Raw genomic sequence first — 14,250 nt, 5'->3', positions numbered from 1 at the left:
CGCTACTTCTGGTCCTTCGGGCACCAGTAGAGCTTGCGGCCGGCCATGTCGGCCATCCGGATCTCGGTGCCGCACACCCGGCAGGGTTCGCCCTGACGGTGGTAGACCCAGTGCCGGTCCTTCCGGGACCGGACGGCCTTCGCGTGCTCGCTCTTCGACAGGCCGTCCATGGTCAGCATGAGGCCGTCGCGGACGCCCTCGTGCAGGAGCTTCGACCAGTCGTGCCAGAGCGCCTTCGCCTGCTTGACGGTGAGCTGCTTGCCCGGCTTGTAGGGGTCGATGCGCTGCCGGAACAGCAGCTCGGCGCGGTAGATGTTGCCGATGCCGCTCACGACGGCCTGGTCCATGAGCAGCTGGCCGATCGCGACGTTCCGCTTCCGGACGTTGTCGACGAAGGTCTTCTCGGCCTCGGGGCCGTCGTCGTTGATCGGGTCCGGGCCGAGCTTGTCGAGCGCCTTCTGCACGCCGGCCGGGTCCTCGACGACGCACGCCGTCGGACCGCGGAGGTCGGCGACCGTGTCCTCGGTGAGCAGCCGCACGCGAACCTGCCCGACGGGGTCCGGCGGGAACGCCTCGATCGGGTCCTCGACCTTCTCCTGCTCGGCCATCCGGTAGCGGGCGAGACGGGGAGCGCCGATCGACGTCAGGGACTCCTCGCCGTCGTCGTCCGACAGCGCCCCGGCGGTGGAGAGGTCCCCCGCGAAGTCCCACGCCCCGTAGAGGCCGAGGTGGACGCGCAGGAACAGATCGCCCTCGAACTCGAGGAACATCTGCTTGCCGACGGCCCGGGCAGCGACCATGCGCGTGCCGTCGAGCTGGGCGGCACCGGCGGCGAACCGTCCCTGCGGACTCGACACCTCGCAGCGTTTGCCGACGAAGTGCCGGGTGAACTGGTTGGCGATGCGGTGGACGGAGTGACCCTCGGGCATTGCTCTTGTCTACTCGGCCTTACTGGTCGATCTGCTTGCCGGCGATCAGGCCGGTGGTCTCGTACTCGGCGAGCTGCGCGATGCGGCGGGCGTGACGCTCCTCGCCCGAGAACGGCTCGGCGATGAACAGGTCGACGAACCGGATCGCTTCGTCCTCGGTGTGCTGGCGGGCGCCGATCGAGATGACGTTGGCGTCGTTGTGCTGGCGGGCGAGGAGCGCGGTGGACTCGTTCCACACGAGCGCGGCGCGGACGCCCTCGACCTTGTTCGCGGCGATCTGCTCGCCGTTGCCGGATCCCCCGAACACGACACCGAGCGCCTGGACGCCCGCACGCTGGTCCTGCACCACGGCGTGCGCGGCGTTGATGCAGAACGAGGGGTAGTCGTCGAGCGCGTCGTACTCGGTCGGACCGTGGTCCACCACCTCGTGCCCGGCCTCCGTCAGGTGGGTGGCGAGGGTCTTGTTGAACTCGAGGCCGGCGTGGTCCGTTCCGAGGTGGATGCGCATGGGATCGATCCTATTCCTGCGACTACTGCCCCCGGACCACGACCACGACGTACCGCGTGGGCTCCTCGCCCGGGTTCCGGTAGACGACGTCGGCGGGGTCCCCGAGCTCGATGCGGTCCCCCGCGGCGAGCCGCGTCGGCTCGCCGCCGACGACGAGTTCGAGCACGCCGTCGACCACCCAGATGCAGTGGCGCAGGAACGCGTAGGCGGACGCCGGGTAGGCCACTTCGCGGCCGGACGGGAGGCGCACCTCGGTGACGTCCGCGGGGAAGGCCGCACTCGAGATCGGTCGACGCCGGTACCCGGTCTCGGGATCGGTCCAGGAGTCGGCGGTCGCGCCGCGCTGGACGCCCCGCGCGTCGTCGGGATCGGTCGCCCGGGGCACCTCGTGGTCGAGGGACTCGTCGAGGAGCTGTGAGACCGTGAGTCCGAACGCTCCCGACAGCCGCCCGAGGATGGTCGCCGTGGGGCTCGACACCCCGCGTTCGACGCGGTTGATCATGGCACGGGAGACCCCGGACTCCTCGGCGAGCTCGGTGAGGCTCCACTTCCGCTCCGTGCGGAGGCGCTGCAGGCGCTCGCCGAGCCGTCGCTGGTCGGCGTCGTCCGCCGTTTCCGGTTCCGACTCCGGTGCGTCTACGATGTGAGACATGACGACAGCATATGCGACGAACGGGTCGGGTCCGGCCACCGTCCGGGAGTGCGAGCCGCGCGACCTCGACGTCGTCCACGCGCTGCACGTCGACGCCGTCCTGCACTCCACCGCCATCTGGCAGGAGGAGCCGCACCCGCGCTCGTACTTCGACGGCTGGCTCGCCGAGCGTCGCGCCGACGGCTGGCCGGTCCTCGTCGCCGAGGTCGGCGGGCAGGTCGCCGGCTACGCGACGTACTCGCAGTGGCGGCCGCACCAGGGGTACCGGCTGACGGTGGAGCACAGCGTGTACGTCGTCGAGGCGTTCCGCGGGCGGGGCATCGCGACCGTGCTCATGGACGCCCTCGTCGCACGGGCACGGGCGGAGGGGCGGCACGTCCTGATGGCGGGGATCTGCAGCGAGAACGCCGGGTCGATCGCGCTGCACACCAAGCTCGGGTTCGACACGGTGGCCGTCGTGCCCGAGGTCGGACGCAAGTTCGACCGCTGGCTCGACCTGACGCTCATGCGGCTGCCGCTCGCCTGAGCCGGGCCGGCGGGGCGGACGCGCGCCGCGCCTCCTGGCCCCGCCGGGCCGACGTCAGTCGGTGGTGTCGAAGATCGGTCCGACGGTCCGCGAGCGCTTGAGCTCGAAGAAGCCCGGGTACTTGGCGACCGCGACGACGCCGTCCCAGAGGTCGAGCGCCTCCTGGCCCTTCGGCGCCGGCGAGATGACCGGGCCGAAGAAGGCGGTGCCCTCGACGGCGATGACCGGCGTGCCGACGTCCTGGCCGACCCGGTCGATGCCGTCCTGGTGGCTGGCACGTACGGCCTGGTCGACCTCGTCCGTCCAGGCGTACTCGAGCAGGTCGGCGTCGAGGCCGAGCTCCGCGAGCACCGCCGGCACGACCTGCTCCGGGTCCTGCTCCTGGCGGTGGTGGATGTGCTCGCCGAGCGCGTCGTAGAGCGGCTTGACGATCTCCTGGCCGAGGCGGAGCCGTGCCGCGGTCACGATGCGCGGGTAGACCTGCCCGGCCACGAGCCGCTCGCGGTAGGTGTCCGGGACGTCCTGGTCCTCGTTGAGGACGAACAGGCTCATCACGTTCCAGGTGACGTCGAGGTCGCGGTGCCGGGCGACCTCGCCGACCCAGCGGCTCGTCATCCAGGCCCAGGGGCAGTTCGGGTCGAACCAGAACTCCACAGCGGTGCGGTCGGCGGTCGTCTTGTCCACAGTCGTGTCGGTCACGGATGCGAGCGTACGCGTGCTCGCTAGGCTGGAGGCGACCGTCCCGCCGGTGCACGACGCCGTGCCGGGACCCCCCTCACGCGGACAAGGACCGTCCGTGTGCAACCGCGAAGATGGAGCGTCCGTGCCCGGAGAGAACCTCACCCGAATCGAAGCCCAGGAACGTGCCGCGATCGTCGACGTGCAGACGTACGACGTCGAGCTCGACCTGACCCGCGGCGCCGAGACGTTCGGCAGCACCACGCGGGTGCGCTTCACCGCCACCGACGGTGCGTCCACGTTCATCGACGCCATCACGAAGTCGGTGCACTCGATCACGCTGAACGGCACGGCGCTCGACGTCGCCGCCGTGAACGACGGGGTCCGCATCCAGCTCGACGGCCTGCAGGAGCAGAACGAGCTCGTGGTCGTCAGCGACGCGCTCTACACGAACACGGGCGAGGGCCTGCACCGCTTCGTCGACCCGGTCGACGACGAGGTGTACCTGTACTCGCAGTTCGAGGTGCCCGACTCGCGTCGCATGTTCGCCGTGTTCGAGCAGCCCGACCTCAAGGCCGAGTTCACCTTCACCGTGACGGCGCCGTCCCGGTGGCAGGTCGTCTCGAACTCCCCCACACCCGAGCCGCACGTCGACGGCGACATCGCCACGTGGGCCTTCCCCCCGACGGCGAAGATCTCGAGCTACATCACCGCGCTCGTCGCCGGCCCGTACGAGGTCGTTCGAGACGAGCTGACGAGCCGCGACGGCCGGACCATCCCGCTCGGCGTCTTCGCGCGGAAGTCGCTCGCCGAGTACCTCGACCCCGAGTACGTCTTCGAGACCACGAAGAAGGGCTTCGCCTACTACGAGGAGAAGTTCGACGTCCCGTACCCGTTCGAGAAGTACGACCAGCTGTTCGTGCCGGAGTTCAACGCCGGCGCGATGGAGAACGCCGGGGCCGTCACCTTCACCGAGACCTACGTCTTCCGGTCGAAGGTGACCGACGCCATCAAGGAGCGCCGGGTCGTCACGATCCTGCACGAGCTCGCCCACATGTGGTTCGGCGACCTCGTCACCATGAAGTGGTGGAACGACCTGTGGCTCAACGAGTCCTTCGCCGAGTGGGCCTCGACGATCGCCACGGCCGAGGCCACCGAGTGGACCGAGGCGTGGACCACGTTCCAGGCGATGGAGAAGTCCTGGGCCTACCGCCAGGACCAGCTCCCCTCGACGCACCCGATCGTCGCGACGATCAACGACCTCGAGGACGTCCAGGTCAACTTCGACGGCATCACGTACGCCAAGGGCGGTTCCGTCCTGAAGCAGCTCGTGGCGTGGGTCGGCATCGACGCGTTCTTCGCGGGCGTCTCGGCGTACTTCAAGAAGCACCACCACTCGAACACCGAGCTGCGCGACCTGCTCGTCGAGCTCGAGGCCACCAGCGGCCGTGACCTCTCCGAGTGGTCGAAGGCCTGGCTCGAGACCGCCGGGGTGAACACGCTCCGCCCCGAGATCGAGGTCGACGAGTCCGGCGCGATCACGTCGTTCGCCGTGCTGCAGGAAGCGCCGGCCGACTACCCGACGCTCCGTCCGCACCGTCTGGCGATCGGCGTCTACGCCGTCACGCAGGACTCGGACGCACCGTTCGGCGCCGACACCGCGTCCTCCGGCGGCAAGCTCGAGCGCGTGCACCGCGTCGAGATCGACGTCGACGGTGCCCGCACCGAGGTCCCGGAGCTCGTCGGCGTGCAGCGCGGAGACCTCGTGCTCCTCAACGACGACGACCTCGCGTACGCCAAGATCCGTCTCGACGAGCACTCGCGCCGGACCGCCATCGAGCACCTCGCCTCGATCGCGAACCCGCTCGCCCGCTCGATCGTGTGGGGCGCGATGTGGGACGCCACGCGTGACGCCGAGTCGCCCGCCAGCGACTACGTCCGCCTGGTGCTCGGCAACATCGCCACCGAGACCGAGTCGACCACGATCCGCACGACGCTCTCGCAGCTGCTCCTGACCGCACGCAACTACGTCGCGCCGGCGAAGGTCGACCAGACCGTGCGCACCGTCGGTGACACGCTCTGGAACCTCGCGTCGAGCGCCGAGGCCGGTTCCGACGCGCAGTTCCAGTTCGTGAAGTTCTTCGCGCAGATCGCCTCCACGCCCGAGCACGTGGCCACCCTGAGCGGCCTGCGCGACGGTTCGGTGACGCTGAACGGGCTCGAGATCGACACCGACCTGCGCTGGGAGCTGCTCGAGGGCCTCGTGCTCGCGGGTGCCGCCTCCGGAGCCGAGGTCGACGCCGAGCTCGCTGCGGACAAGACCGCGTCGGGTGAGCAGGCCGCCGCGCGTGCCCGTGCGACGATCCCGACGGCCGAGGGCAAGCTCGCGGCGTTCTCGTCGCTCGTGGACTCGTCCGAGCTGCCCAACGCGATCGTGCGCCAGACGACGGTGGGCTACCAGCACGTGAACAGCCCGGTCGTGCTCGAGGGGCTCGTCCCGAAGTACTTCGACGTGCTCACGCGCATCTGGGCCGAGCGCAGCTACCACATGGCCGACACCATCGTCTCGGGGCTCTACCCGGCGCCGCTCGCGTCGGCCGAGCTGCGGGACGCTGCGGCCGCGTGGCTCGAGGCGCACCCGGAGACCCCGGCGCTGCGTCGCATCGTGTCCGAGAGCCTGGCGGGGACCGAGCGTGCCCTGCGGGTCCAGGCGGCGGACGCCTGAGTCTCGGATGAGGATCGGCGGGGTCCTGGCGTTCCCCAGGGGACGCCAGGGCCCCGCCCTCTAGCATCGACCGGATCATGACCTTGGTTGCAGTTCCCTCCCCGACCCCGTCAGGCCCGGCAGAGGCCGTCTCGCAGACGTTCGGCGAGTTCGTCGACACCTGGCACGTCCCGATCACGATCGTCATCACGATCCTCGCCGCGCTGGTCCTGCGGATCATCCTGCGGCACTCGATCAAGGGCGTCGTCGACCGCGTCGTGAACGGCGTGAAGAAGCGTCAGGGCGCGACCGACACGCAGGCACTCATCGCCTCGCCGATCCAGACCGCCCGCGTCGTGCAGCGCACCCGCACGCTCGGCAGCGTGCTCGAGAACCTCGCGACGGTGATCGTCGTCGTGCTCGCACTCGTCGTCATCATCCCGCTCGTCATCCCGAATGCGGCCGTCGGGATCGTCGGTGGCGCCTCGCTCGTCGCCGCCGGGCTCGCGGTCGGCGCACAGAGCATCGTGCGCGACCTGCTCTCGGGCGTGTTCATGATCCTCGAGGACCAGGCCGGCGTCGGCGACGTCGTCGACACCGGCCAGGCCACCGGCGTCGTCGAGAACGTCGGGCTGCGGGTCATGCAGATCCGCGACGTGAACGGCATCCTCTGGTTCGTGCCGAACGGGCAGATCCTGCGCGTCGGCAACCTCTCGCAGGGCTGGTCGCGCGTCCTCGTCGACATCACGGTCCCGTACGACACCGACATCGACGCCGTGCAGGACGCCCTCCTCAAGGCCGCGGTCACGATGTCGCAGGAGCCCCGGTGGCGCCAACGCATCGTCGAGAAGCCGGAGATCTGGGGGCTGCAGTCGATCACGGACGCCGGCATGGTGTTCCGGCTCGTCGTGAAGACCCGGGCGTCCGAGCTCGACGTCGTCGGCCGCGAGCTCCGCGTCCGGCTGAAGCACGCCGTCGACGAACTCGGCGTGACCCTGCCCGCCATGGCGATGATCATGCCCGCCGGGTGGGAGAACGCGACCTCGATCAACGGTCTCCGCACCGTGCGGACCCAGCCCACGCCGGCGCCGACCAAGCCCCGGCGCGGCCGCAAGAACGTCCTCGGTCAGCCGATCCGGACCGACGACCCCGACGCCGGGAAGGACCCGCGATGACCGACCCCACCCCGCCCGCACAGCCGATCACGCTGCGGGTCGGCGAGCACGGCGCCTCGGCCACCGGCTCCCTCTACGAGCGCATCGGCGGCGCGACCACCTTCGACCGGCTCGTCCGGCGCTTCTACGAGGGCGTGCAGCAGGACGACGTCATCTGGCCGATGTACCCGGCGGACGACCTCGAGGGGGCGATCTGGCGGCTCTCGGCCTTCCTGCAGCAGTACTGGGGCGGCCCGGGGACCTACAGCGAGGAACGCGGCCACCCCCGCCTGCGGATGCGGCACATGCCGTTCCGGATCACGTCCGAGGCCCGTGAGCGTTGGCTCCACCACATGCGCGAGGCGGTCGAGTCCCTCCAGCTCGCGCCCCTCGACGAGGCAGAGCTCTGGGCCTACCTCGACCGGGCGGCGCACGCCATGACCAACACGTTCGACTGACGGACGTGCGCGGCTGACGGACTGGAGGCGCGGTGCCAGCTGGCGCCGCGCCTCCAGTCCGTCACCGGTCGCGTCAGCGGACGTAGGAGCCGTCGGCGAGGTCCTCGACGAGCGGGGGCCGGGTCGGGTTCCACCCGAACGCGCTGCGCGCGTGGGCACCCGAGGCCTCCTGGTGGAGCAGCAGCGCGTCGGCGTACTCGGTGCCGAGGCGCTCGCGGCTGGCGTCGACGCTCTCGGCCACGATCGGCGAACCGTGCGCTCCCGCCTCCGCGATCTCGCGGACCGTCGGGTTGTCCCCGGTGGCCGCGACGACGTAGCCGTCCTGCTCACCGCGGTGCAGGGCGAGGACGTAGAGCTCGCCGAGGTCGTCGGTGTGCACCGTCGTCCAGCGCTGCGAACCGTCACCGACGAGTCGGACCTCGTGCTCGCCGTCCCCGACGAACATCGCGGGGATGCCGGCGCCGCGGCCGTACACGATGCCGGGGGCGATGATCGTCGTCCGGACGCTGCTCGCCCGCACCGTCGCCTCGTTCGGCACGCGCCAGGCGGTGAGTGCCGGCGGTGACAGCGGCGACTGCTCGGAGATGTCGGTCGAGTCGCCGAAGGTGAAGATCCCGCCGGTGTGCACGAACGGCTTCGGGGTGCCCTCGAGCGCCGCGAGCACGGTCGCGATGAAGTCCGCGTCGATGCCCTGGGCCGAGGCCGTGTGCACGACGGCGTCCGCCTCGTGCGCGAGCCGGCGGACGACGTCGGTGTCGGTGACGTCACCGACGAGGGCGCGGCCGCCCGCGTCGCGGACCGCCTGTGCCTTCTCGTCCGTGCGGACGAGGGCGGTGACCTCGTGCTCGTGGGCGACGAGTGCGCGGAGGACCGAGGAACCGATGTACCCGGACGCGCCGGTGAGGAAGACGTGCATGGAGCCAGCCAACCACGACCGGTCCGGGAACCGGCTGCCTACGAGTTGAGGGTCCAGGCGCGACGCTTGACGAGCACGTGCCCGCGCGAGGTGGTCAGGCGGCTCCACGGTCCGGTCTCGAAGAGCCGCACCGGGTCGTGGCCGAGGAAGCCGAGGCTCTCCCCCGCGAAGCCCGCGCCGGCGGGGACGTGCTCGATGCCCGCGACCGGACGGCCCCAGACCTCGGATCGGACCTTGCGGACGATGGCCTCGCCGGCGTTCGTCGGGACGGCGTCGGCGACCTCGGCGATGCCGTCGCGTGCGGCTCGGCGGAGGAGCTCCGGCGAGACGTCGGGCAGCGGGACCCAGCCACCGCGGGGCGGGGAGATCGCTGCCCAGGTGACGGTGTGGACCTCGAGCGGGAGCTCCACCTCGATCGGGGTCGCCCGGGTGGGGTCGGCGCCGTCGGCGTGCTCGGCGTCGTGCGCGTCGGCGAGCAGCCGCAGGCGTTCCTGCAGCGAGGCCAGCGGGACGACCGCGTCGACGGTCGCCGGCTGCGCGAGCGAGAACGTGCGCAGGCCGAGGACCGTCGGCAGTTCGTCGAGCAGCCCGAGCGGGTAGAGGATCGCGGTGTAGACCGCGAGGACGCCGGAGTCCGCGATGAGTCGGACGGAGCCGTCCTCGATGCGGGCGGCCCGTCCGAGGTAGGTGCGCAGGTCCCCGAGGGAGGCTGCGTCGGGAAGCGTGAACGAGGTGCCCATGTCACCCAGCAGCCTACCGGGCACGGCTCGGCGCCGGGGCGTTCGTAGACTGCTCGGTGTGAACGGCGAACCGGACTTCCTGCGGACCCTCAGACTCGAGGACACCGGCGCGAGCACCGGCGAGACCATCCTCACCGGCGCGAGCCACTGGTCCCCCGGCGGCCGGGTGTTCGGCGGGCAGGTGCTCGCGCAGTGCATCGTCGCCGCGCAGGCCACCATCGAGGACCGCGACATCCACTCGATGCACGGCTACTTCCTCCGCCCCGGCGACATCGACGTCCCGATCACCTTCGGTGTCGAACGCATCCACGACGGGCGGTCGTTCGCCGCGCGGCGGGTGCAGGCCTACCAGCGCGGTGTGCCGATCTTCTCGATGATCGCCTCGTTCCAGCGCCCGGACGTCGGCGTCGAGCACCAGGACCCGTTCCCCGTCGACGTGCCCGAACCGGAGTCCCTGCCGTCGGCCGCGTCGATCCTGTCGGCCATCGACCACCCGGTCGCTCGGGCGTGGGCCGAACGCTCCATCGACCTGCGGCACGTCGAGGGCCCGGTGTTCGTCGACGTCCAGGGCGAGCACATCGCCCACCAGGCGGTGTGGTTCCGGGTCGACGGCGACCTCCCCGCCGACCCGGCGCTGCACCGTGCCGTCCTCGCCTACGCGAGCGACCTGTCCATCCTCGAGCCGATCATGCGGCGTCACGGGGTGGCCTGGGGCACCCCCGGTGTGAAGAGCGCGAGCCTCGACCACGCGATGTGGTGGCACCGTGACGGCCGGGCCGACGAGTGGGTGCTCTACACGCAGGAGTCCCCGAGCGCGCAGGGCGGTCGGGGACTCGCGTTCGGGCGGATGTTCTCGCCGGACGGACGGCTGCTGGCATCGGTCGCGCAGGAGGGGATGATGCGCGTCCCGCGCTGACCCGGCCGACGGTGCTGCAGTCCGTCCTACGGGCGGGAGAACTCCACCGGGGCTTCGACGTAGGCGGCGCACGCGTCCCGCTCGGCCTCGGTCAGCCGACGCGGACGGTTGCTGACGGCGTCGACCATCACGAGCGCGGTCGTCGCCCGGGTGTACAGCACCGCGGGCTCGTGCCCGACCGGCGACCAGACCTCGTACGAGACGTCGATGCTCGCGCCGCCGAGCCGCCCGATCCACATCTGGATGTCGAGCGGCTGCCGCAGGTACGGGATCGACGCGAGGTACTCGAGGCGCTGCGCCGCGATCACGGTCATGGTGCCGGAACCCGGCCGCCCGTCGATGATCGGCTCCGGGACCGACCCGTCCGGAGCGCGCTCTTCCGGGTCGGGTCCCCAGAACCCCACGATGCGCGCCTCTTCCAGGAGACGCAGCATCGCGGAGTTGTTGACGTGACCGTAGGCGTCGATGTCGCTCCACCGCATGCGGACCGGAGCGTGCAACCGCGCCACGGTCAGTCGCGGGTGAGCTTGCGGTAGGTCGCCCGACCCGGCTTCGCCGCGTCGGCGCCGAGCCGCTCGATCTTGTTCTCCTCGTACGCCTCGAAGTTGCCCTCGAACCAGTACCAGTTGGGCGTGCCGTCTTCGTTCAGGCCTTCCCACGCGAGGATGTGCGTCGCGATGCGGTCGAGGAACCACCGGTCGTGCGTGATGACCACGGCACAACCCGGGTACTCGAGCAGCGCGTTCTCGAGGCTGCCGAGGGTCTCGACGTCGAGGTCGTTCGTCGGCTCGTCGAGGAGCAGCAGGTTGCCGCCCTGCTTGAGCGTCAGCGCCAGGTTCAGACGGTTGCGCTCACCACCGGAGAGCACCCCGGCCTTCTTCTGCTGGTCCGGACCCTTGAACCCGAACTGCGACACGTACGCACGCGACGGGATCTCGGTCTTGCCGACCTGGATGTAGTCGAGTCCGTCGGACACGACCTCCCACAGGTTCTTGTTCGGGTCGATGCCACCGCGGCTCTGGTCGACGTACGAGATGTCGACCGTGTCGCCGATCTTCAGCGTGCCGCCGTCGAGCGGCTCGAGGCCGACGATCGTCTTGAACAGCGTGGTCTTGCCGACGCCGTTCGGGCCGATCACGCCGACGATGCCGTTGCGGGGCAGCGTGAAGGACAGGTCGTCGATGATGATGCGCTCGCCGAACTGCTTGTGCAGCTTCTCGGCGTCGATGACCTGCGAGCCCAGGCGCGGGCCGACGGGGATCACGATCTCCTCGAAGTCGAGCTTGCGCGTGCGCTCGGCCTCGGTGACCATCTCCTCGTAGCGGGCGAGACGGGCCTTGGACTTCGCCTGGCGGCCCTTCGTGTTGCTGCGGACCCAGTCGAGCTCCGAGGAGAGGCGCTTCGCGAGCTTGGCGTCCTTCTTGCCCTGGACCTCGAGCCGGGCGCGCTTCTTCTCGAGGTAGGTCGAGTAGTTGCCCTCGTACGGGTAGAGACGACCGCGGTCGACCTCGGCGATCCACTGCGCGACGTGGTCGAGGAAGTACCGGTCGTGGGTCACGGCCAGGACGGCACCGTGGTACTGCTGCAGGTGCTGCTCGAGCCAGAGGACGGACTCGGCGTCGAGGTGGTTGGTGGGCTCGTCGAGGAGGAGCAGGTCCGGCTTCTGGAGCAGCAGCTTGCAGAGCGCCACACGACGCTTCTCACCACCGGACAGGTGCGTGACGAGCTCGTCCCCCGGGGGGCACTGGAGCGCGGCCATGGCCTGCTCGAGCTGCGAGTCGAGGTCCCACGCGTCCGCCGCGTCGATGTCCTCCTGCAGGGTGCCCATCTCGGCGAGGAGCGCGTCGAAGTCGGCGTCCGGCTCGGCCATCTGCGCGGAGATCTCGTTGAAGCGCGTGATCTTCGCGTGGATCTCGCCGACGCCTTCCTGCACGTTCTCGAGCACCGTCTTCGACTCGTCGAGCTCGGGCTCCTGCATGAGGATGCCGACGGTGAAGCCCGGGGTGAGCTTCGCCTCGCCGTTGGACGGCTGGTCGAGACCCGCCATGATCTTCAGGATCGTCGACTTGCCCGCACCGTTCGGCCCGACGACGCCGATCTTGGCGCCGGGGAGGAACGACATCGTGACGTCGTCGAGGATCAGCTTGTCGCCGACCGCCTTGCGGGCGCGGACCATCTGGTAGATGTACTCAGCCATATCGCGCCAAGTGTACTGACAGTGCGGGGCGTCCGTCTGCCCGCTCGCCGGTTCGCCGGATCACGCACGGGGGCTGTTGCGCTCGCCGACTTCAACGTACCGTTTCCCCGCTCCGCACCGGGAGCACGGTCGAACGACCACCGGAGAGGATCAGGACATGTTCACCAAGCGTCTGCGCCGTCTCGCGCTCCCCCTCGCGGGAGCCACCGCGCTCACCGTCGCGCTGCTCGCCCCGGCGACGGCTGCCTCGGCAGCGTCGCCCGTTCCGCGCGGCAACCCCTACGTCCAGTACACCGCGCACCTCATCGAGAGCGGCTCGGGCACCGGGTACTCGTCGTACATCAACGTCCACGACGCCCACAACAACGCGTTCGCCGTGGGGATCCAGTCCGACACCGCCTCGTCCGTGAGCAAGGGGCAGCCCCGGTTCATCTGGGAGCGGGTGCAGAACGGCAAGTTCACGTACGGCTACATGGGGGGCGCCTCGCACAGCAAGACGTCGGTCGGGCTGCGCTGGTACAAGAACGACGTCGCGTCGGTCATCCTCAACAACCGCACGGTCGGCACGATCGCCCTGAACCTCGACGGTCGGCTCTTCTTCAACGCCGAGGCGAACGCCCGGCTCAACGGTGACGTCGTGCACTCGCAGGTGAACGACATCTCGATCAAGGTCGGCGACTCGTCCGGTCGGACGGGGCTCGCCGGCACGTGGAACACGAGCTTCTCGTTCCACGGGCTCAAGGCGAAGCAGACGAACAGCCCGAAGGTCCAGGGTGCGAGCTTCTCGATCGACGGACGGGTCTCGGGGCTCCCCCGCGGCGGCAACTGGGACACCACCGAGGTCGCGGGCATCGCGATGATCGCCCAGAACTGGCGGTAGGCGCCCGGGAGCGGGGACGGGGACCGGCTCAGGCCGCGGCACGCTCGTCCCCGTCCACCACCGGGTCGACGCCCACGACGACGTCGAACTCGTGACCGATCGCCGCCGCGGCGTGGCGAGCGGCCTCGGCGCCGTCGGGCAGTTCCTCGCGGACGTCCGGCTCCGTCGGGTCGGGGTCGACACCCGGCACGGGGGTGCGGTCCGTGCCCACCGCGCCGACCTCGCCGGTGACCGGGTCGACGTTCGGCAGGACGCCCGAGGTGCTCCCCGGAGGCGCGGTCGCCTCACCCGTGTGCCGCGGGACGCGCACCCAGTTGCTGATCCCCCAGGCGAGGTCGTGCCCGAGTGCCTCTGCGTCGATCTCGACGGAGGTGCCGCCGCGACCGTCCCGCTCCCACGTCCGGATGCGGATGCGCCCGGTGACGACGATGCGGTCGCCCTTCTTCAGGGAACGGTGCACGTTGGCCGCGAGCGATCGGAAGGCCGTGACGGTGTACCAGTTCGTGGCGCCGTTGGTCCAGGTCGAGGTCGCCCGGTCCCAGCGTCGGGACGGTGAGGCGAGGCGCATGCTCGTGATGGCGATGCCGGTGTCGGTCACGAGGTGACGTGGCTCGGTGGCGATGATCCCGCAGACGGTGATGGTGTCGTTCATGCGTCGATCGTCATCGAGCCCCGGGTCGCGGAAGCGACCCGGGGCTCGATCTGTGACTGGATGACTCGATCAGGTGCGTTGTGGAGGACGAGTCCCCCGCGCCTCCTGGTCGAGACGTGGGCACCGCGCGTTCAGTGCGCGCGGAACTCGGGTCGGTCCGCCAACGGGCCGAGCGCTGCGTGCACAGCACCCTTCGCCGACTCGAGCGACGGGTACGTCCCACCGCCCGCGCTCCGACCGTAGAGCTCGACGCGGAACCCGCCGTCTGCTCGGTGGATGCTGCCGACCGCTCCCGCTGGTCCGACCGCGACCCAGGTCCCGGTGTTGTTCGTCATCGTTC

The 14,250-nt window shown here is 70.4% G+C and carries 16 protein-coding genes; 6 read left to right on the top strand and 10 right to left on the bottom strand.

The window, feature by feature from the left end:
• Positions 1-2: 2 nt before the first annotated feature.
• Genes ACIPKM_RS13625 through ACIPKM_RS13615 form a run of 3 tightly spaced genes read right to left on the bottom strand, consistent with a single transcriptional unit; the run spans position 3 to position 2,089 of the window.
• Entirely contained in the window at positions 3-929 is a 927-nt protein-coding gene (locus ACIPKM_RS13625) for an Fpg/Nei family DNA glycosylase (protein ID WP_402736919.1), read from the bottom strand.
• 19 nt (positions 930-948) lie between these two features.
• Entirely contained in the window at positions 949-1,437 is a 489-nt protein-coding gene (locus tag ACIPKM_RS13620; RefSeq protein WP_070416594.1) for a ribose-5-phosphate isomerase, read from the bottom strand.
• 22 nt (positions 1,438-1,459) lie between these two features.
• On the bottom strand, positions 1,460-2,089 hold the full coding sequence (locus tag ACIPKM_RS13615; protein ID WP_083413707.1) for an XRE family transcriptional regulator: 630 nt from the start codon (positions 2,087-2,089) through the stop codon (positions 1,460-1,462).
• Here ACIPKM_RS13615 and ACIPKM_RS13610 point away from each other — a divergent pair.
• The gene (locus ACIPKM_RS13610) at positions 2,088-2,615 is read left to right on the top strand and encodes a GNAT family N-acetyltransferase (RefSeq protein ID WP_092384066.1); all 528 of its coding nucleotides are present in this window, start codon (positions 2,088-2,090) and stop codon (positions 2,613-2,615) included. The genes ACIPKM_RS13615 and ACIPKM_RS13610 overlap by 2 nt on opposite strands.
• 54 nt (positions 2,616-2,669) lie before the next feature.
• Here the strand turns inward: ACIPKM_RS13610 and ACIPKM_RS13605 are convergent, their stop codons facing one another.
• Positions 2,670-3,230, bottom strand: a complete 561-nt coding sequence (locus ACIPKM_RS13605; RefSeq protein ID WP_217637385.1) for a disulfide bond formation protein DsbA — start codon at positions 3,228-3,230, stop codon at positions 2,670-2,672.
• A gap of 208 nt (positions 3,231-3,438) precedes the next feature.
• Between ACIPKM_RS13605 and pepN the strand changes: the two genes are divergently transcribed.
• The 3 genes from pepN (at position 3,439) to ACIPKM_RS13590 (ending at position 7,609) form a co-directional block, all read left to right on the top strand.
• Positions 3,439-6,018, top strand: a complete 2,580-nt coding sequence (gene pepN / locus ACIPKM_RS13600) for an aminopeptidase N (RefSeq protein ID WP_402736918.1) — start codon at positions 3,439-3,441, stop codon at positions 6,016-6,018.
• Between the two features lie 77 nt (positions 6,019-6,095).
• Entirely contained in the window at positions 6,096-7,172 is a 1,077-nt protein-coding gene (locus ACIPKM_RS13595) for a mechanosensitive ion channel family protein (protein WP_402717655.1), read from the top strand.
• Positions 7,169-7,609: a globin gene (locus tag ACIPKM_RS13590; protein WP_402736917.1), complete on the top strand. Its 441-nt coding sequence runs from the start codon at positions 7,169-7,171 to the stop codon at positions 7,607-7,609. Before ACIPKM_RS13595 ends, ACIPKM_RS13590 begins: the two co-directional genes overlap by 4 nt.
• A 73-nt stretch (positions 7,610-7,682) precedes the next feature.
• Here the strand turns inward: ACIPKM_RS13590 and ACIPKM_RS13585 are convergent, their stop codons facing one another.
• Both ACIPKM_RS13585 and ACIPKM_RS13580 read right to left on the bottom strand, forming a co-directional pair.
• Positions 7,683-8,525 (bottom strand): NAD(P)H-binding protein, encoded by an 843-nt coding sequence (locus ACIPKM_RS13585; RefSeq protein ID WP_402736916.1) that lies wholly within the window; start codon positions 8,523-8,525, stop codon positions 7,683-7,685.
• Positions 8,526-8,563: 38 nt separating this feature from the next.
• Positions 8,564-9,265: a hypothetical protein gene (locus ACIPKM_RS13580; protein WP_071295907.1), complete on the bottom strand. Its 702-nt coding sequence runs from the start codon at positions 9,263-9,265 to the stop codon at positions 8,564-8,566.
• Between the two features lie 58 nt (positions 9,266-9,323).
• On the opposite strand from ACIPKM_RS13580, the gene ACIPKM_RS13575 reads away from it, so the two are divergent.
• A complete protein-coding gene (locus ACIPKM_RS13575; protein ID WP_071295908.1) occupies positions 9,324-10,181 on the top strand; it encodes an acyl-CoA thioesterase II in 858 nt (285 codons plus the stop codon).
• Positions 10,182-10,207: 26 nt separating this feature from the next.
• Here the strand turns inward: ACIPKM_RS13575 and ACIPKM_RS13570 are convergent, their stop codons facing one another.
• Together ACIPKM_RS13570 and ettA are read right to left on the bottom strand one after the other, a co-directional pair.
• On the bottom strand, positions 10,208-10,663 hold the full coding sequence (locus ACIPKM_RS13570; RefSeq protein ID WP_070416602.1) for a thioesterase family protein: 456 nt from the start codon (positions 10,661-10,663) through the stop codon (positions 10,208-10,210).
• Positions 10,664-10,692: 29 nt separating this feature from the next.
• Complete coding sequence (ettA, locus tag ACIPKM_RS13565; RefSeq protein WP_071295909.1) at positions 10,693-12,378, bottom strand: energy-dependent translational throttle protein EttA; 1,686 nt, start codon at positions 12,376-12,378, stop codon at positions 10,693-10,695.
• A gap of 157 nt (positions 12,379-12,535) precedes the next feature.
• Between ettA and ACIPKM_RS13560 the strand changes: the two genes are divergently transcribed.
• Entirely contained in the window at positions 12,536-13,258 is a 723-nt protein-coding gene (locus tag ACIPKM_RS13560) for a hypothetical protein (protein ID WP_070416604.1), read from the top strand.
• A gap of 28 nt (positions 13,259-13,286) precedes the next feature.
• Here the strand turns inward: ACIPKM_RS13560 and ACIPKM_RS13555 are convergent, their stop codons facing one another.
• Positions 13,287-13,910, bottom strand: coding sequence for a single-stranded DNA-binding protein (locus ACIPKM_RS13555; protein WP_229085054.1), 624 nt, complete (start codon positions 13,908-13,910; stop codon positions 13,287-13,289).
• Between the two features lie 131 nt (positions 13,911-14,041).
• Entirely contained in the window at positions 14,042-14,245 is a 204-nt protein-coding gene (locus tag ACIPKM_RS13550; protein WP_070416606.1) for a hypothetical protein, read from the bottom strand.
• Positions 14,246-14,250 lie beyond the last annotated feature (5 nt).

This window comes from Curtobacterium sp. NPDC086286 (assembly GCF_044746255.1).
Classification (GTDB): domain Bacteria; phylum Actinomycetota; class Actinomycetes; order Actinomycetales; family Microbacteriaceae; genus Curtobacterium.
Note: the sequence above shows the minus strand (reverse complement) of the source record. Positions and strands in the feature narration are given on the sequence as shown.

What these genes read in the sequence shown, in the direction of transcription:
- ACIPKM_RS13620 (WP_070416594.1), bottom strand. Translation starts at nt 1,437, where the DNA reads ATGCGCATCCACCTCGGAACGGACCACGCCGGCCTCGAGTTCAACAAG.
- ACIPKM_RS13590 (WP_402736917.1), top strand. Translation starts at nt 7,169, where the DNA reads ATGACCGACCCCACCCCGCCCGCACAGCCGATCACGCTGCGGGTCGGC.
- ACIPKM_RS13550 (WP_070416606.1), bottom strand. Translation starts at nt 14,245, where the DNA reads ATGACGAACAACACCGGGACCTGGGTCGCGGTCGGACCAGCGGGAGCG.
- ettA (WP_071295909.1), bottom strand. Translation starts at nt 12,378, where the DNA reads ATGGCTGAGTACATCTACCAGATGGTCCGCGCCCGCAAGGCGGTCGGC.
- ACIPKM_RS13595 (WP_402717655.1), top strand. Translation starts at nt 6,096, where the DNA reads ATGACCTTGGTTGCAGTTCCCTCCCCGACCCCGTCAGGCCCGGCAGAG.
- ACIPKM_RS13615 (WP_083413707.1), bottom strand. Translation starts at nt 2,089, where the DNA reads ATGTCTCACATCGTAGACGCACCGGAGTCGGAACCGGAAACGGCGGAC.
- ACIPKM_RS13570 (WP_070416602.1), bottom strand. Translation starts at nt 10,663, where the DNA reads ATGCGGTGGAGCGACATCGACGCCTACGGTCACGTCAACAACTCCGCG.
- ACIPKM_RS13610 (WP_092384066.1), top strand. Translation starts at nt 2,088, where the DNA reads ATGACGACAGCATATGCGACGAACGGGTCGGGTCCGGCCACCGTCCGG.
- ACIPKM_RS13585 (WP_402736916.1), bottom strand. Translation starts at nt 8,525, where the DNA reads ATGCACGTCTTCCTCACCGGCGCGTCCGGGTACATCGGTTCCTCGGTC.
- ACIPKM_RS13605 (WP_217637385.1), bottom strand. Translation starts at nt 3,230, where the DNA reads ATGACGAGCCGCTGGGTCGGCGAGGTCGCCCGGCACCGCGACCTCGAC.
- ACIPKM_RS13560 (WP_070416604.1), top strand. Translation starts at nt 12,536, where the DNA reads ATGTTCACCAAGCGTCTGCGCCGTCTCGCGCTCCCCCTCGCGGGAGCC.
- ACIPKM_RS13625 (WP_402736919.1), bottom strand. Translation starts at nt 929, where the DNA reads ATGCCCGAGGGTCACTCCGTCCACCGCATCGCCAACCAGTTCACCCGG.
- ACIPKM_RS13555 (WP_229085054.1), bottom strand. Translation starts at nt 13,910, where the DNA reads ATGAACGACACCATCACCGTCTGCGGGATCATCGCCACCGAGCCACGT.
- ACIPKM_RS13580 (WP_071295907.1), bottom strand. Translation starts at nt 9,265, where the DNA reads ATGGGCACCTCGTTCACGCTTCCCGACGCAGCCTCCCTCGGGGACCTG.